The following is a 15,768-nucleotide window of genomic DNA, read 5'->3' as shown; positions in this document are numbered from 1 at the left end:
GCTCGCTGCCTATTCTTTTAGACGTGTTTTGGGTACTGTCGGTTCCATGACTGATCAGGGTAAAAAAGTTCTTCTCGCTGCGCCTCGCGGCTACTGCGCCGGGGTGGACCGCGCAGTAGAAACCGTGGAAAAGGCGCTGGAAAAGTACGGTGCTCCCATTTACGTGCGCAAGGAGATTGTGCACAACAAGTACGTGGTGGAAACGCTTGAACAGCGCGGCGTGATCTTCGTCGAGGAAACCGACGAGGTGCCCGAGGGGGCGCACCTGGTGTTTTCCGCCCACGGCATTTCGCCTGCGGTGCGCGAATCCGCGAAGTCGCGCAACCTGCTTACCTTGGACGCGTCGTGCCCGCTGGTGACGAAGGTACACAACGAGGCGAAGCGCTTCGCCCGTGACGACTACCACATCCTGCTTGTCGGCCACGAGGGCCACGAGGAGGTCGAGGGCACCGCTGGTGAGGCACCTGAGGTGACGCACCTGGTCGACGGCGTCGAGGGCGTGGACGCGCTGCCGGCGTCGCTCAACGACGAGAAGCTGGTGTGGCTGTCGCAGACGACGCTGTCGGTGGACGAGACGCTGGAGATCGTGGCCAAGCTCAAGGAACGCTTCCCGCACCTGCAGGACCCGCCGAGCGACGACATCTGCTACGCCACCCAGAATCGCCAGGCCGCGGTGAAGAAGATCGCGGGCCAGGCTGATTTGGTCATCGTGGTGGGTTCGCAGAACTCCTCGAATTCGAAGCGCCTGGTCGAGGTCGCGCTCGAGGCCGGGGCGAAGGATTCGCACCTGGTGGACTACGCCTCGCAGATCGATGAGGCCTGGCTGGAAAATGCCACGACGATCGGCGTGACCTCGGGCGCGTCTGTGCCGGAGATCCTGGTCACCGAGGTCGTGAAGTTCCTCGGAGAGCGCGGCTACACGGACGTGGAGGAAGTCACCACCACGGTCGAGACCATTACCTTCGCGTTGCCGCGCGACCTGCGGGCGCCGCGCGCGAAGGCGACGAGCTAGTCGTACAGGTTGTCGCGCAGCCCGCTACGGGTGCGCTCGCGCTCGTTTTTCGCCCGGTTGAGCAGCTCCTGGACCGACACGCTGGAGGAGCGCTCCCGGGCCCTTCTGCTTTGCGACGTCGTGCGGCGGTTGCTCTCCGCCACCTGGTGCCGCTGCGCGGTCTCGGTGCGTGTGCGCGCCCGGTTTTGCCGCTCGATGAGTTTGTAGCGCGCCACCGCGATGAGGACCGCGCCGACGGTGACGGTGGCGAGGACCGGGAAAACCTCGGTGATCGGGTACACCACGGCCAGAAGCGCCGCCTTAGTGGATACTCCGCCGGTGGCGAGCTCGTTGCGGGAGATGACGTAACCGGTGGCCAGCACCGTGAGAAAGAGCAGGATGGGTGCGCTGGCGACGGTGAGGAACAGGCCCTTTGGGTTGACCAATGTCGTGACCACCAAGGTGGCGATGATGAAGCAGACCAGAAGCGGCCAGCCGATGACACCGGAATACATGCTCAGCAGCGCACCGGTAAACAGCGCGGCGAACAGGATGCCGAGGGCAGAGCCAGTCGGCAGGCCTTCGAAGGAGGCTGACGGGGCGTTGGTATTCCGGATCACGTGAGACACGTCGAGTAAGTTTACCCGGCGCTGTGACGCGGACGCGACGTGGCAGGCTTCAGTGGGGCCGCGGTGTGGCGCCCGGTGGGCACCTCCAAGTCTTCAAGTTTGCGCGCGGTGACCATTACCCGTGCATCCATGGAGGCGAGCGTGGCGTTGTATGCCTCGACTGCCTTGTCCAGCGAGGCACCGACCTTGTTGTAGTGCTCACCCATGATGCGCAGGCGCGCATGTAGCTCGGCACCGAGGCGCTGCACTTCCTTCGCCTTCTCGTTGAGCGAGTCCTGGCGCCACCCGAGCGCGACGGTGCGCAACAGCGCGAACAGGGTGGTGGGGGTGGCGATCACCACGTCGCGGGATAGCGCGTAATCCAGCAGCTCCGGGTCGAGGGCAAGCCCCGCGTCCAAGAAAGGATCGGCAGGCACAAACATGACCACGAACTCCGGGGTGGGCTGGAACGCGGCGATGTATGCCTTGGCCGACAGCGTGTCTACGTGCCGGCGCAAAAGGTGCGCGTGCCTGCGCATGTAGGCCTGTTTCTCTTCCGGGTCCTCGGTATTGAGCGCGTCCAAGTAGGAGGAAAACGGCACCTTGGCGTCAACGACGATGTTGCGCTCCTGGGAGAGCCGAATGACCATATCGGGGCGCACAGCCGGAAGGTCGGTCGCGCGCATGTGCGCCTGTACGTCAAAGTCGACGTGCTCGACCATGCCGCCGAGCTCGACGACGCGCTGGAGTTGGATTTCGCCCCAGCGGCCTCGGACCTGCGGGCTGCGCAGCGCGCCGATGAGCTGGTCGGTGCGGTCCCCCAGGCGAGCGGAGGTACGCCCGATGGCCTGCACCTGGCTGGCGAGCGCGTTGCGGCCGACCGCTTGTTCCTTGTCCATGTCGTCGAGCTGGTCCTGCAGCTGCGCGAGCGCGCGGGCAACGGGCGCGAGGTCAGTAGGTGGCGCCGGTGCCGGGGTGTTGCGCTTGAGCCAGTTCATGCCGACGAAGAGGCCCGCGATAAACCCGAACAGTAAGCCGGTGGCGAGAACGAGGAATGCGGTGGCGGTAGACATGGTGACGAGTTAAACACACCCGCCGGACAGCTAGTCGTCCTGAGCGGTGGCTTCCTCGTTTTTTCCGAACATTCTGGCGAATGTGGGGTGCTCGCGGGCGTCGATAAGCTTCTTCCAGCTGGTGGAGCCCTCTTCCTCTTCCTCCCACTCTTCCACCTCGGGTGGGGTGCTCCACTGGCGCTCCTTGCGCCACTCGCGGCGCTCGAAGACGGACTCGCGCTCCTCGATCTCCGCGATGGTGCGGCCCTCTTCGGTGACAAAGTCGATGTCATCGGCGGCCTTCTCGCCGGAGTGGATGCGCAGAATGTCCAGAAGGTAGCGGTAGCACACGGCGATCATTGCTGCGGCCGGCACAGCGAGGAAGGCGCCGACCAGGCCGAAGATGCCGCCGCCGATCGTCACGGATACCAGGACGATGACCGGGTGCAAGTTCATTGCGCGCGACTGCAGCATGGGGGAGAGGACGTTGCCCTCGAGCTGCTGCACGGCGATGACGATGGCGAGCACGATGAGTGCCTCGGTAAAGCCGAGCGAGACGAGCGCGACGAGCACTGCGAGCGCGCCGGCGGTGACCGCGCCGACGATCGGGATGAACCCGGCCATGAATGTGATGACCGCGAGGGTAAAGGCCATGGGTACGCCGACGAAGTGGATGCCGAGGCCGATAAACACGGCGTCGACAAGCGAGACGACCGCCTGGGCGAGAATGAATCCGCTGAGCGTTTCCCACGCGCGGGTGAGCAGCTCGGTAGCGTGCAGGCCGCTGCGGCCGCCGGTGGCCGAGCGGACCCACGGCAGGAAGCGGTGGCCGTCTTTGAGGAAGAAGAAGGTCAGGACCAGCACTACCATCAGCGAGACCATGAGCCCCGCGGCCGTACCTAGGCCGGAAAAGACGCCGCCGGCGATCGCGCCTGCCTGGTTCTGCATCCACTGGGCGACCTCGTTGATCGCTTCGCTGAGGTCATCCGGGTTCATGTTCAGCGGCGGGCCCTGTAGCCACAGCTGCATCCGCTGAATACCCTCGAGGGCCTGCAGGTACAGGATGCGCGAGTGCGCCACGATATCGGGCGCGATCATCAGCGCGAGTGTGGTGATCAGCCCGAAGAAGCCGAGCAAAGTGATCAGCGCCGCCAGCCCGGAGGGCACGCCTTTGGCACGCATCCAGGAGGCGATAGGTACCAGCACCGTGCAGATAATCAGCGCCAGCACGATCGGCAACACCCCAGCCCAAAACGCGCCGATGAGCCGGCCCAGGGCGAAAAGGAAGACCGCGATAATGAGCAGGCGCAGCGTGAGCATCGAGGCGCCCTTGACCCACGAATTGATCACCACACCGCGATCCACGCGATCGGAACGATTCGGGGTGGTGGGGGACTTATCAGTCGTTGCCTTGCTGGTACTCACTCGCACCATTGTGCCCCACTCGACGCCGTAATGCTCGCACCCCCTGCGTGTCGGGGTGGGTGCTCGTGTGGGCTAGTATTGGCCGACGTGAGCCTTACACTTGGAATCGTCGGACTGCCCAACGTTGGCAAGTCAACCCTGTTTAACGCCCTGACGCGCAACGAGGTGCTTGCCGCGAACTACCCCTTTGCCACCATTGAGCCCAACGTGGGCCTGGTCGAGCTGCCGGACCCGCGCCTGGACCGGTTGGCGGAGATCTTCAAATCCGAGCGGATCCTGCCCGCGACGGTGTCGTTCGTGGACATCGCCGGCATCGTCAAGGGTGCCTCCGAGGGCGAAGGCATGGGCAACGCCTTTTTGGCCAACATCCGCGAGGCGGACGCGATCTGCCAGGTCGTGCGCGCGTTTAGCGACGACAACGTGATCCACGTCGACGGCCAGATCGACCCCGCCAGCGACATCAGCGTGATCAACACGGAGCTGATCCTCGCGGACCTGCAGACCATCGAGAAGGCCCTGCCGCGCCTGGAGAAGGACGGCCGCAAGAATAAGGACATCGCCGCGCAAGCCGAGGAGGCCAAGAAAGCCCAGGCCGTGCTGGAGGACGACCGCACGCTGTTCGCCGCCTCCAAGACCGGCGATATCGACCTCGAGCTGCTCCACCACCTGCACCTGATGACGGCCAAGCCGTTCCTCTACGTGTTCAACTCCGACGAGGACGTGCTTACCGACGACGCGCGCAAGCAGGAACTCCGCGAGCTCGTCGCCCCCGCCGACGCGGTCTTCCTCGATGCGCAGACCGAGACCGAGCTGCTCGAGCTTGACGACGAGGACGCGGCCGAACTCCTTGCCGCCGTCGGCCAGGACGAGCCGGGCCTGCAGACCCTGGCCAAGGCCGGCTTTGACACCCTCGGCCTGCAGACCTACCTCACCGCAGGCCCGAAGGAGGCGCGTGCCTGGACGATCCACAAGGGCGATACCGCCCCGCAGGCCGCCGGCGTGATCCACTCGGACTTTGAGAAGGGCTTCATCAAGGCCGAAATCGTCGCCTTCGAGGACCTGGACGAGCTCGGTTCCATGGCCGAGGCCCGCGCCCACGGCAAGGTGCGCCAGGAGGGCAAGGACTACGTCATGGTTGACGGCGACGTCGTGGAGTTTCGTTTCAATGTAACCTAAATGCGCTATGAATAGCGTATGACTACACGCGCTGCTATTTACCTCCGTATCTCGTTAGATGCTGCCATGGACGGCCTCGCCATCGACCGGCAGCGTCAGGACTGCGAAGCCCTCGCCGAGCAACGCGGCTGGGACGTCGTGCATACCTACGTCGATCAATCGATCTCTGCATCAAAGAAGGACGTGGACCGTCCCGACTACGACGCGATGGTGGCGTCTTTTGAGCGCGGCGAGATCGACGCGATCATTTGCTGGGACCTCGACCGCCTCACACGACAGCCCGCGCAGCTCGAAGAGTGGATCGACAGGGCGGAAGAGCAGGGGCTGAAACTCGTCACCGCGAACGGTGATGCTGACCTTGCCACCGACGGCGGCAGAACGTACGCGCGTATCAAAGCAGCCGTGGCGCGCGGCGAGATCGAACGCAAAAGCATGCGCCAATCCCGTGCGCAACAGCAGCGCGCCGAGCAGGGCCGCTGGTACTCCGGCGGTGTGCGCCCGATCGGCTACACCTCCACCGGCGAGATCATCCCATCCGAAGCTGCCTTAGGGGCGGCCTAAGCAAGCGCACGACACCGTGCGCTTGCGGCGTGCGAAACTAGGCAGGAGTTTCGCACAGCTGACGTTGGCGAGGATGACGTCAGAAGAGAGCAAGGACGAAAGGGCGTGTTGCGGGCAACCCCACTCCGTACGGGGTGAATCCAAGACATAGCGGACCAAGGACAACCACCGCCCTCCCGAGCCTAAGGCCTGTGAAAAGTACCAATATAATCAGAAAACTGGTTCTATTCCCATTTTTATTCACTTAGGGTAGTCTCCCTTTTGAGGCAATCCCGCCTCATTTCCTCTCTCAAAGGAGACTGTTATGACCCCCAAAAAAGCGCACTCGGCAGTTTGCAGCGCTGCTGATTGCCTCTGCTCTGAGCGTTTCCGTATCTAACTCAGCCGTTGCTTCCGCAGAAGAATTCCAAGACCACGGCGCCAAGGGAGGCTTTGCTTCCGGTGTGATGGCCGAGCTACTCGGCGAGGCAGCACCAGCCTTCACAACCTACTGGGCATCTGTCGGCCGGAAAGTTCGCTACCCTGCAGGTGGCGGTACCTGGGAGTACGGATTCTGGAACGCTAAGGCGCGTTCTTATTTCACCGTGAATCGGTGCCATACTTCGACTGTGACCGTCAACGGCAGAACGCAACGAAGCATCAACACCCGCGGCGGCCAGAAGTCGATCGCCGAGCTTTGGGCAACGAATTTGCCGGGCACTAAGGACAGCTACTACTACAACTTCTACTAGAACTCATGCGCATTCGACCCCTAGTACTTGGGCTTTTGAGCCTACTTCTTGCTGCAGTCATCGCGACTACTGGGTGGCTGCTGACAGCCCTAGTTGACTCCACCAAGCCCTTGTCCTTAGGGGTCGAATCAACCTTTAGTCTTGACTACGTCGAGCCTAAGACTCCACTCGCGGAGGAACTTGAGTCAGACTACGCACCGACGGTAATCCGTAACTCACTGGTTTCATTGGCCGAGCAGAACGGCTACTCCATCTACCGGCTGACTGGCACCGATGACGCAAGCGGGACTTCCCACGAGGTTTTCATCCCGCTGGAGCAAAATTATCCAGCACCGGAACGCATTCCCCGGCTCAACCGGCCGGATGCCTTGAGCCAAGCGGCCAGTGAGTTTGGGTCGCTGGATTACCACGGTGACTACGTCTTGGTTCCCAAAGCAACGGGTGGCAATGCGAACCACTTCTACGAATCGGCCAGGAATGACGGGCTCAGGCTAAGCGAAAAGACGCAGTTCCTTCACCTTATCCAATCGGTCGTATTCCGCCTGCCCGCGTTGGTGGCGATCCTGTTTCTATTTGTCGTTTCCCTTTTTGCCCTGGTATTTGTTCTTCGGGTTTCCGGTCTTAGATTGGCAGCGCTGCGCACAATAAATGGAGGGCACCGCAGTCAAAAAGGCAATTGGCGGCAATGGGCCTTTGTCATCCTCCCACACCTAGTTCTCATTGGCCTTGCGAGTACATTCCTCGCCCGCCAAGGAAGCTATTCTTTTGCCTTCCTGTTCCTCAGGTTCTACGCCGCCGGGATAGGCTTGGCCCTGGCCACCACCGGTTTGGCCGTAGCCGTCACCGCCCCATTGTTGCGCCGCGCAGTAGCGCTGCTGGGGCAGCGTGCCCCCGCAGAGAAGGCGGCGGGAAAAGCGCTGAAAGTAATTTCGGTCTTTACCTGCGTGACCTTTGTAGCAGCGGGTCTTAGCTCAGCGGCTGCGCTCCGCTCCTACCAGCAGGAATCCGAGGCCCAGCAGACCTGGAAATCTCTCGCGGAGTTTGGAGCCTTGCATTTTTCAGCCAACTTCGACGGCCCTGCTGGCCGCGTGGAAGGAGGCGAGCTCTTGCCGCCCAGTGTGCAGCAGAACTTCCGCGACTTCGCGCTCAGCTGGGAACGGGAGCACGGGGCTGTCCTCAGCCATACTTTGCCGAAAGAAGGTACCGGTGTGCCGGACTCCTGCCCCGTGGCACTTGCTAACCGCCAATGGCACGATTTGCAGGATTATCAGTTCCGTCCCGGAGACGACAACCACTCGGTCGACTATTCCGCAGCCCAAGAGCATTTCGCAGCTTCCGTGGATCTGTGGGCTCAGGAATCCGGCGACCTGCTCCTTAAGTCTGCGCAAATTGGTCCGGTCAGTGCCGATCATGCGGTCGGATTCATTAGTGGAACAATGTCGGGGGAACTGGTTCCCGGCGATTGTTTTTACGTGCTTGAAACGGACGATCTATCCGGCTTCGACGCAGACTTCCTAAGCTCCACAGCTTCGAGTAAAAATTTGCTCTTCGCGGATTTCTCGGAACTGGGTCCAGAACTTACCGCTGCCGGCCTCGAAGGCTACGTGTACCCGGTACGCGCGGCCGATCGCGGTCTGGTCGAACTAGTAGCCAGCACGGCGCTGTTCTGGCTGAGTATCCTGAGCGTCCTCGGAGCTTTGCTCGCCACGCTTGCGGCCTTGATAGTCCAGGCGCGCATCCAGCTCCGAGTTCACCGTCGCCTCCTGGTACTCCTCCACAGCGCTGGGCAATCACCGGACAAAACGATGTGGCGACTATTCAAAAGCCAACTGGTCAGCCTGACAGTTGTCGTCATATTGTCCGTCCTGGCTCCGCTACTGCTTCCCAACCCGTTCCTCTACACCTTCACCGCGCTAAGCTGCCTTGTCTTAATCGTCTACCTCGGTTTTGTCCGTCTCAGTATTTCTCAGCACATGTCCGCCTCCCCTAGGAGTCACAATGTCATTGGCTAGCCCCAATCAGTCCCCCACTCTGCCGCCGGAGATTTCCACCTCTCATCTCTGTCTCGCCGCGGAGTCGACTTTTTCTGTGGGGCGCAGCACGCGGATGGTGAAGAAGTCCCTCGTGGAAAATGCAACGTTTTCCCTACCCGGGCCAGGCTTTGTCGCCATCTGTGGAGCCAGCGGTTCCGGAAAGACTTTGCTGCTCAACACCTTGGCCGGGCTCCTGCCGCCGGCGGACGGCCTCCTCCGGATAGACGGTGAGAATGCCTCCGCGTGGAGGATGAAGCGGAGGCGGAGGTTCTGGCGAGAACGCGCAGCGATAATCCACCAAGACCACGGAATCATTCCCGAACTAAGCTGCGAAGATAACCTCACCCTCGGGCTATCCAGGAAGCAATACTCCAAAGAAGAATTGCTGCACTCCCTCGGCGAAGTCGGTCTTGATGTCCCCTTCGACGGGCCGGCAGCTATTCTCAGCGGAGGCGAGCAGCAGCGGCTGGCGATCGCCCGAGCCCTGCTCCGCGGCGCGGCTTATGTGTTCGCTGACGAGCCGACCGCCTCCCTCGACCCCACTAACCGCGACCAAGTTATCGCGCTCCTGCGGCGAGCTGCGGACGGGGGCGCACTCGTTCTGGCCGCCACGCACGATGCCGCAGTTATTGCTGCCGCTGACAGCACCTTGCGCATCAATGATCGCCAGGTCACAGTCTCCGGCTCTGCGCGGGATTAAATCGCGATGCCCGCGGCCTTGGCCACCTTCCGGTACCCGGCCGCATGGTCCGCGACGCTGGCGTGGGCGTTGAGTTCGCTGGGGTTGTCGAGCACGGGCCTGACCCCCGGAAAGTAGACACGTCGGGGGTTAGCTATGCTGCTTGGGTCAGCGTAGCTGATGTGAGTGCTTCGAAGTCATTGGGGGCTAGAAAGTTGCACCAGGAGTGCCGTCTGCGGGTGTTGTAGCGCATGCACCACCGGAAGACTTCTTGGCGACTGATGTCGAAGTGGTCGGGTTTTAAGTTCAATGTTAGCTAAGGGCCTTATTAAAAGCGTTTGGCAACACGCGCTCCTATTTACCTTCGTATCTCGCGAGACGCTGACGTGGATGGCCTCACCATCGACCGGCAGCGTCAGGACTGTGAAGCCATTGCAAAGCAGCGTGGCTTGGACGTTGGACATAGGACATAACTACGTCGATCAGTCCATTTCCGCGTCAAAGAAGAATGTGGCTCGCCCCGACTACGACGCCATGGTGGCATCCTTTGAACGCGGCGAAATCGACGCGATCATCTGCTGGGACCTCGAACTACCCGCCCCACGTCGGTGGGTAGTCCGATCAGTCGGACAAAACTACTCCCGCACCACAGCGTAATAAGGGGTGCACCTTAAAAACATCCGGAGGTGGGGGTAACTCCCCCTCGTTGCCCAGAGACAAAATACGCCAGTGGCGTCTGTACGACGAGCCGAAGGTAGGACAAATTCCAATCCAGAGAGGTCTTGCACTGTTGCGGTGCGGTTGTCTTCTTTCTCACCGTATTGGACCCTGCGAAATTAATTGGATACGATAGGCCCATGTTGATTTCAGGTTCCGTTTTCATGCGGCCGCTCACCAGCCGCTAAGGCGGTTTTCTCCCTCCCGCAGGTTAGAAACCGCTCCGGTCCTTTAGCCGGGCGGCCATTTGCCATGCCCGGCTCCGTTTCAACTCCACGGAGCACACCTGATGTCTACATACGGATACGGCCGTCACGAACATGGCCAAAATTTTCTCACAGACCACAAGATCATCAACTCCATCGTCGATCTTGTAAAACAAACCTCCGGCCCCATCATTGAGATCGGGCCAGGAAGCGGTGCCCTCACCCACCCGATATCCCACTTGGGGAGGGCAATAACGGCAGTTGAGGTAGACGCAAAACTAGCTGCCAAACTCACAAAAAAGACCGCCTCGGCGTCGGTCGAAGTGGTCCATGATGATTTCCTCAACTTCCCGTTACCCGCCACTCCCTGCGTCATTGTGGGAAACATTCCCTTTCACCTCACCACTGCCATTCTTCGAAAGTTGTTGCATGCGCCGGCATGGACTGACGCTGTACTCCTCATGCAGTGGGAAGTCGCTCGCCGCCGGGCCGGGGTAGGTGCAAGCACGATGATGACAGCTCAGTGGTCCCCATGGTTCACGTTTCACCTTGGTTCCCGAGTACCAAGGTTTGCTTTCCGGCCACAGCCAAACGTTGACGGGGGGATCTTAGTGATCCGCCGGGTGGGTGACCCGAAGATCCCGATAGAGCAACGCAAAGCCTTTCAGGCGATGGTGCACACCGTTTTCACCGCCCGGGGACGCGGGATAGGGGAAATTCTCCGAAGGGCAGGGTTGTTTTCATCACGTTCAGAGACACAATCATGGTTGCGCTCGCGAGGAATCGACCCCGCAACCCTACCTCCCAGATTGCACACCAGCGACTGGATCGATCTCTTCCAGGTGACTGGTTCCTCTTCACCGCGCCATCGGCCCATTTCACAATCGGGAAGTAGTCAACGCCCTCCTCAACGGAAAAATCGAGGCCGGCGGCGGTAATCCCCCCACCACCAAAACCGAAATCCACCAGTAGTAGTGAACGACCCATGTTCGTCTACCGTGAGCCGCGTTATGGCAGTGACGTGTTCTCGTCGGGCACAGTCATAGTTCCCGGCGTTGCCAGCGACAGGGTTCTACACCCAGCAGCGGGACCGATCAAAATCACCCGCACGGGGAACGACCCTGCTGGTGGTTTCGATTTTGATGAAAGCGAGGAGACATAGCCCCTCGCCAACTCCCCGTAGCTGGCGAACAGTAGCTCCTGGCGCTGGCGCTCGTTGGTGAGTTTGCGTGCCACATCGAAAGCCTTATCGACTTCCCGGTCCAAGTTGTTGTGAGCCTTGAGCAGAATTGGGTCCATCGATAACGGGTTGTAGTGCTCCGCGAGTGACCGCTGGGGGTGCCCTCGCGTGCCCGCAGCACCAACTGTCCAGCGTCGATGATTCGCTGCTGCGCCTTCTCATCTAGTTCACACAGAGCTGGTCCGCAGTTGTAGCTCCCGATGTACTCCGAAAAACGGAAAAAATAAATAGTGGGGATACATCAACCTTCCACTTTCCATTCTTCCGGCTCAGAGTATTGAGGGGTCTGGGACCGGGTCCGTAAACCCTTTATGTTTTTCGCGCACAGCGGTTTTTAGCGACGCACCCTATAGGTTTTCCGCAGAACTTATATGTGTTTCTGTGCACCCCATATGTTGTCTGTTTTAGCGGTATTTCGTTGTTAATTCCGCACGCGCGCATCAAATGGTTATTTATCGACGACACTCCGTCGAGTTCAAGTTCAACGTGTAGTGCTTAACCTCTGCGATGAACTCTTTGATCCCGGGACGTGATGAGGACTGGGGCTATTGTGCTCCCCCGAACGCTACGGCCCGGGGGCACGAGGCTGTGTCGCAGGTGCAAGCGAGAGGACCACTAGCGAAACACAGACCGCTGAGTCGACGCAGTCACGGTAAAGACGGAGCCGTCTAGGCGGTGCTCGAGGTTGCGCGAGATACGGTGACGCTGGGCGTCGGTAAGCGATGCGCATTCGGCGACATCGATGGAAAGCTGGACTTTGCCGTCCGTCGTGTTGACGCCCTGGCCGCCCGGAGTCGACGATTTCGCGAAACGCTCCGCGAGATCGGCGGCGATGACCGCACCGTCGGGGATCCCCGGGCCGGGCGCTATGGTCATGTCGTTCATGCCGCCCAGCCTAGGTGCCCACAACCCTTTCTCGTCTCGGCGGAAGCGGAGACCGCGTCGCGACGGCCGGGATCCAGCCTCAGTATTATCCTCGTCACCGGTTGATTCGAACGCTTTTTGCTCCTCCTTCTCCCGTCGGGCTTCGATTTTAGCGGCCTCCGCAGGTGGCATTGATCGCTGGATCCGCTCGAACTACCGGTTCCGATCAGCGGTCGAAGGATTTTCGCAGCAGCCGGACCTGCGGCGCCGGTGCCGCCGCCGTAGCCTGACGAGCATCCCCGCCATGACGGCCATCACGACGGCAGTCCCGGCACCGATGATCCAGGGATTACCGAGGAGCCCACCGACGCCTGCGAGTGCTCCGCCCGCCGCGATGAACGGCAGGCCGCAGCAGAGCAGCGACGGAAGCGCGCAGCATGCCAGCAAGAGCAGCCCGGTCACTGCAGCGACGACGGGACCGGCGCGCCATTCGTCGCGGTCCTGATCGGCGCTCATCGTCTGCTTCAGGATGAGATCTCCCCGATTGCCTGCGTTGCCGTTCATGCGCAGCACGACAGCAGCGACGGGTCGGTGGTGAAGGCCTTCGCGGCGATCCGGATGCCCTCGGCCATGGTCAGGTAGGGGGCCCAGGCGTTGGCGACCTCGGCGACGGTCCTGCCGAGCACGTGGACGCCTGCGGCGGCGAGCTCCCCGGCGTCCTTGGCGACGGCGGTCAGGCCGAGGATCTCTTTCGTCTCGGCGTTCACGACGATCTTGATGAACCCGCGGGTGTCGCGGTTCACCAAGGCGCGGGGCACGTGGTGCAGGGGCAGGACGCGGCAGTCGCAGCGGATCCCCGCGGCGAGGACGTCCTTCTCGGTCATCCCGACCGCGCCGATCGCGGGCCCGGTGAACGTCACCCGCGGCAGGCGGGCGCAGTCGACGGACCGGTCGGCGTCGGCGAACGCGTTCTCGGCGACGAGGGTGCCGTGGTGGGCGGCGACGTAGACGAACTCGGGGTGCCCGGTCACGTCGCCCGCGGCCCAGACCCGCGGGTTCGAGGACTGCAGCCGGTCGGAGACGACCACCTCGCCGGAGTCTCCGGTATTCACCCCGACCGCATCGAGGTTCAGGCCATCGGTGACGGGACGGCGTCCGAGGGCGACCAGGACCTGGTCGGCGCGGAACTCCTGCGAGCCGCCGGACAAGGCGGCGGTCACGACGGCCTCGCCTCCCGTGCCGCGGGAGACCCGGGTGGGCACTGCGCGGCTGACGACGCGGATACCCTCGTCGGCGAACACCTCCTGGAGCGCCTTCGACACCTCCGGCTCCTCCTTCGACGCGAGCCGGGACCGCACGAGCAGCGTGACCTGCGAGCCGAGGCGGGCGAACAGCTGCGCCTGCTCCAGGGCGACGTAGCCGCCGCCGAGCACCAGCAGCGACTCGGGGACCTCCGTCAGTTCCATCGCCGTGGTCGAGGTCAGGTATCCGGTCTCCTCCAGGCCGTCGATCGGCGGTGCCCACGGGCGAGAACCAGTCGCGACCAGGTAGTGGTGGGCCTCGATGGTCTCGACGCTTCCGTCGGATCCGGCAACATCGAGAACCGGCGCATCAGGGGTGCCCACGAACGAGGCGTCGCCGCGGAGGACCTGCCAGCCGTAGGAGTCGGCGACGTCGGCGTACTTCTCGCCGCGCAGCGACTCCACCAACGCTTGCTTCCCAGCGATCAGCGCGGGCATGTCGACGGGATCCGCCGTCGTCGCGATCCCGGGGAACCGGGTTGCGGCGTCGACCGCGACGTGCCGCGCGCCGGCCGCGGCAATGAGCGCCTTCGACGGGACGCAGCCCGTGTTCACGCAGGTGCCGCCGAGCGTCCCGCGCTCGATCATCACCACCGACTTCCCGAGCGTGCTGGCGCGGATCGCAGCGGTGAACGCGCCGCCTCCCGATCCGATGATGGCGAGATCGTACTTCGTAGGCATCGCTGCTCCTGTCAACTCTTGGCTTTCTGCTCTGTCTCAGCCATACTGGACCTTCCAGTGCAGGGGAAGGTCAAGCGCGGCCACGGAGGGAGACAGTAATGTGGATCGGAGAACTCGCCGAGAGGGCGGGCACTACCGCGAAGACCCTTCGCTTCTACGAGGAACAGGGCCTTCTGCCCCCGACCGAGCGCACGCCGTCCGGATACCGCGACTACGCGCCCGAGACGGTCGCTCGGATCGACTTCATCCACCGCGGCCAGGCCGCGGGCCTCACCCTCGCCCAGATCCGCCAGATCCTCGACATCCGCGACGGCGGCCATGCGCCCTGCGAGCACGTGCGCGACCTGCTTGACGTGCGCCTCGCTGAGATCGAGCAGCAGATCGCGCAGCTCTCCGTGCTGCGCGACACTATCGCGGACCTTAGCCAGGACGCCGCGCACCCGGATCCTGAAACGTGCAGCACCGATCAAGTGTGTAGGTACTTGTAGACGGCGGGAGTCAATGACTCAAACGCTACAACCCCGATATGCGCTAGCGCATGTCGATGCCGCCGGTGCCCAGCTCGATGATTTTGGTGGTGGCCGCGATAGCACACAGCAGCGGCATCGGGGCGGAGGCCTGCAGCGCGAAGTGGTGGACTCGGAAGGACGCGTTGTTCACGCCGATTTCGTCCGCAGCCTGGGTGATCTCCAGACGAGTCTTGGCGATCTTTTCCGCAGATGGCCCGCACTAGCTGCCGAAGGCGTAATGCCCGAAGCTTCAGAAGCCGAACGCTTTCATTGGATAACACTCCTTTTGATGGTGTTAACGAGAGGGAGTAACTTTGCAACGACATACCTGCGATTTTAAATTTAACGTGTAGCGTTATTGACGCTTCGCGTTATGGGGGGATAGGGTGAAGCATGATCCAGTCGTTCGGGAACCGAGAGACGGAACTCGTGTTTTGCGTGAGCGGGTTCCGAAACTGGATACTCGGATCCACAAATCGGCGAACAAGAAGCTCCACCAACTCGATGCTGCAGTTTCCCTGGACTCCCTTCGCGTACCTCCAGGGAATCGCCTAGAAGCTCTAAAAGGCGATAGGAAGGGGACGTTCAGTATTCGAGTGAACGACCAGTGGAGAATTACTTTTCGGTGGACGAGTGCGGGGCCCGAACAAGTGACCATCGAGGACTACCACTAAGGAATGCCATGTCGAACAAGCTTTACCCGCCGATTCATCCTGGAGAGATTCTGCTTGAGGATTTCATTGAAGGATTTGGAATCACTCAGCACAAACTTGCCGTGTCTATTGGGGTTCCCCCTCGTCGTATCAACGAGATTGTGCACGGGAAACGTGGAATTACGGCTGACACCGCGCTCAGGCTCGGAAAACTCTTTGGCGTCGAGCCTATGTTCTGGATGAATCTGCAGAACCAGTATGAGATTGAGGTGGCGGAGGACAAGGCCCTTGCCGAGATCGAGCGGATTCAGCCGGTCCAAGCTGCCTCGGCGTAGACCCGA

General features: G+C 61.7%; 16 protein-coding genes and 4 pseudogenes. 11 read left to right on the top strand and 9 right to left on the bottom strand.

Features of this window, described 5'->3' with window-relative positions:
• Positions 1–46 precede the first annotated feature (46 nt).
• Entirely contained in the window at positions 47–1,012 is a 966-nt protein-coding gene (locus M3G14_RS06685; RefSeq protein ID WP_259925685.1) for a 4-hydroxy-3-methylbut-2-enyl diphosphate reductase, read from the top strand.
• On the opposite strand, the gene M3G14_RS06680 is transcribed toward M3G14_RS06685, so the two are convergent.
• The 3 genes from M3G14_RS06680 to M3G14_RS06670 are packed head-to-tail and all read right to left on the bottom strand — an operon-like array spanning position 1,009 to position 4,085.
• Positions 1,009–1,620, bottom strand: a complete 612-nt coding sequence (locus M3G14_RS06680) for a DUF6542 domain-containing protein (RefSeq protein WP_259925684.1) — start codon at positions 1,618–1,620, stop codon at positions 1,009–1,011. The genes M3G14_RS06685 and M3G14_RS06680 overlap by 4 nt on opposite strands.
• A gap of 11 nt (positions 1,621–1,631) precedes the next feature.
• A complete protein-coding gene (locus M3G14_RS06675; protein WP_259925682.1) occupies positions 1,632–2,672 on the bottom strand; it encodes a DNA recombination protein RmuC in 1,041 nt (346 codons plus the stop codon).
• A gap of 30 nt (positions 2,673–2,702) precedes the next feature.
• A complete protein-coding gene (locus tag M3G14_RS06670; RefSeq protein ID WP_396122204.1) occupies positions 2,703–4,085 on the bottom strand; it encodes an AI-2E family transporter in 1,383 nt (460 codons plus the stop codon).
• Positions 4,086–4,163: 78 nt separating this feature from the next.
• On the opposite strand from M3G14_RS06670, the gene ychF reads away from it, so the two are divergent.
• The 5 genes from ychF to M3G14_RS06645 all read left to right on the top strand — a co-directional run bounded on the left by ychF (position 4,164) and on the right by M3G14_RS06645 (position 9,277).
• The gene (ychF, locus tag M3G14_RS06665) at positions 4,164–5,252 is read left to right on the top strand and encodes a redox-regulated ATPase YchF (protein WP_259925680.1); all 1,089 of its coding nucleotides are present in this window, start codon (positions 4,164–4,166) and stop codon (positions 5,250–5,252) included.
• 18 nt (positions 5,253–5,270) lie between these two features.
• The gene (locus M3G14_RS06660) at positions 5,271–5,813 is read left to right on the top strand and encodes a recombinase family protein (RefSeq protein WP_259925677.1); all 543 of its coding nucleotides are present in this window, start codon (positions 5,271–5,273) and stop codon (positions 5,811–5,813) included.
• Positions 5,814–6,259: 446 nt separating this feature from the next.
• Positions 6,260–6,544 (top strand): lactococcin 972 family bacteriocin, encoded by a 285-nt coding sequence (locus M3G14_RS06655; RefSeq protein WP_259925675.1) that lies wholly within the window; start codon positions 6,260–6,262, stop codon positions 6,542–6,544.
• Between the two features lie 5 nt (positions 6,545–6,549).
• Positions 6,550–8,556 carry a hypothetical protein gene (locus M3G14_RS06650; RefSeq protein WP_259925673.1) on the top strand — a complete coding sequence of 669 codons (2,007 nt, stop codon included), beginning with the start codon at positions 6,550–6,552 and terminating at the stop codon, positions 8,554–8,556.
• Complete coding sequence (locus M3G14_RS06645; RefSeq protein ID WP_016456434.1) at positions 8,543–9,277, top strand: ATP-binding cassette domain-containing protein; 735 nt, start codon at positions 8,543–8,545, stop codon at positions 9,275–9,277. Before M3G14_RS06650 ends, M3G14_RS06645 begins: the two co-directional genes overlap by 14 nt.
• Positions 9,278–9,410: 133 nt before the next feature.
• Here M3G14_RS06645 and M3G14_RS06640 read toward each other — a convergent pair.
• Positions 9,411–9,533: pseudogene (locus M3G14_RS06640) on the bottom strand (IS3 family transposase); the annotation flags it as partial.
• Positions 9,534–9,700: 167 nt separating this feature from the next.
• On the opposite strand from M3G14_RS06640, the gene M3G14_RS06635 reads away from it, so the two are divergent.
• Positions 9,701–9,913, top strand: a complete 213-nt coding sequence (locus tag M3G14_RS06635; protein ID WP_233187660.1) for a recombinase family protein — start codon at positions 9,701–9,703, stop codon at positions 9,911–9,913.
• 349 nt (positions 9,914–10,262) lie between these two features.
• Positions 10,263–11,117 carry a 23S ribosomal RNA methyltransferase Erm gene (gene erm / locus M3G14_RS06630; RefSeq protein ID WP_049172293.1) on the top strand — a complete coding sequence of 285 codons (855 nt, stop codon included), beginning with the start codon at positions 10,263–10,265 and terminating at the stop codon, positions 11,115–11,117.
• A 70-nt stretch (positions 11,118–11,187) separates the two neighbouring features.
• Here the strand turns inward: erm and M3G14_RS11650 are convergent, their stop codons facing one another.
• From M3G14_RS11650 to merA, 4 genes and pseudogenes are all read right to left on the bottom strand, one after another.
• Positions 11,188–11,478 carry a type IIL restriction-modification enzyme MmeI gene (locus M3G14_RS11650; RefSeq protein WP_196801466.1) on the bottom strand — a complete coding sequence of 97 codons (291 nt, stop codon included), beginning with the start codon at positions 11,476–11,478 and terminating at the stop codon, positions 11,188–11,190.
• Between the two features lie 436 nt (positions 11,479–11,914).
• Positions 11,915–12,304, bottom strand: a pseudogene (locus tag M3G14_RS06625) (peptide chain release factor I).
• A 192-nt stretch (positions 12,305–12,496) separates the two neighbouring features.
• A complete protein-coding gene (locus M3G14_RS06620; RefSeq protein WP_005293255.1) occupies positions 12,497–12,847 on the bottom strand; it encodes a hypothetical protein in 351 nt (116 codons plus the stop codon).
• The gene (merA, locus tag M3G14_RS06615) at positions 12,844–14,265 is read right to left on the bottom strand and encodes a mercury(II) reductase (RefSeq protein WP_259925671.1); all 1,422 of its coding nucleotides are present in this window, start codon (positions 14,263–14,265) and stop codon (positions 12,844–12,846) included. The genes M3G14_RS06620 and merA overlap by 4 nt, the downstream gene beginning before the upstream one ends.
• Before the next feature lie 98 nt (positions 14,266–14,363).
• On the opposite strand from merA, the gene M3G14_RS06610 reads away from it, so the two are divergent.
• Positions 14,364–14,753, top strand: coding sequence for a heavy metal-responsive transcriptional regulator (locus M3G14_RS06610; RefSeq protein ID WP_005290994.1), 390 nt, complete (start codon positions 14,364–14,366; stop codon positions 14,751–14,753).
• Positions 14,754–14,799: 46 nt separating this feature from the next.
• Here the strand turns inward: M3G14_RS06610 and M3G14_RS11645 are convergent.
• A pseudogene (locus M3G14_RS11645) lies at positions 14,800–15,045 on the bottom strand (alkane 1-monooxygenase); the annotation flags it as partial.
• A gap of 122 nt (positions 15,046–15,167) precedes the next feature.
• Here M3G14_RS11645 and M3G14_RS06600 point away from each other — a divergent pair.
• Positions 15,168–15,448, top strand: a pseudogene (locus M3G14_RS06600) (type II toxin-antitoxin system RelE/ParE family toxin).
• A gap of 8 nt (positions 15,449–15,456) precedes the next feature.
• The gene (locus M3G14_RS06595) at positions 15,457–15,762 is read left to right on the top strand and encodes a HigA family addiction module antitoxin (protein ID WP_259925667.1); all 306 of its coding nucleotides are present in this window, start codon (positions 15,457–15,459) and stop codon (positions 15,760–15,762) included.
• Positions 15,763–15,768 lie beyond the last annotated feature (6 nt).

The organism is Corynebacterium sp. p3-SID1056 (assembly GCF_025152525.1).
GTDB lineage: Bacteria > Actinomycetota > Actinomycetes > Mycobacteriales > Mycobacteriaceae > Corynebacterium.
This window is presented reverse-complemented; position numbering and strand designations above follow the sequence as displayed.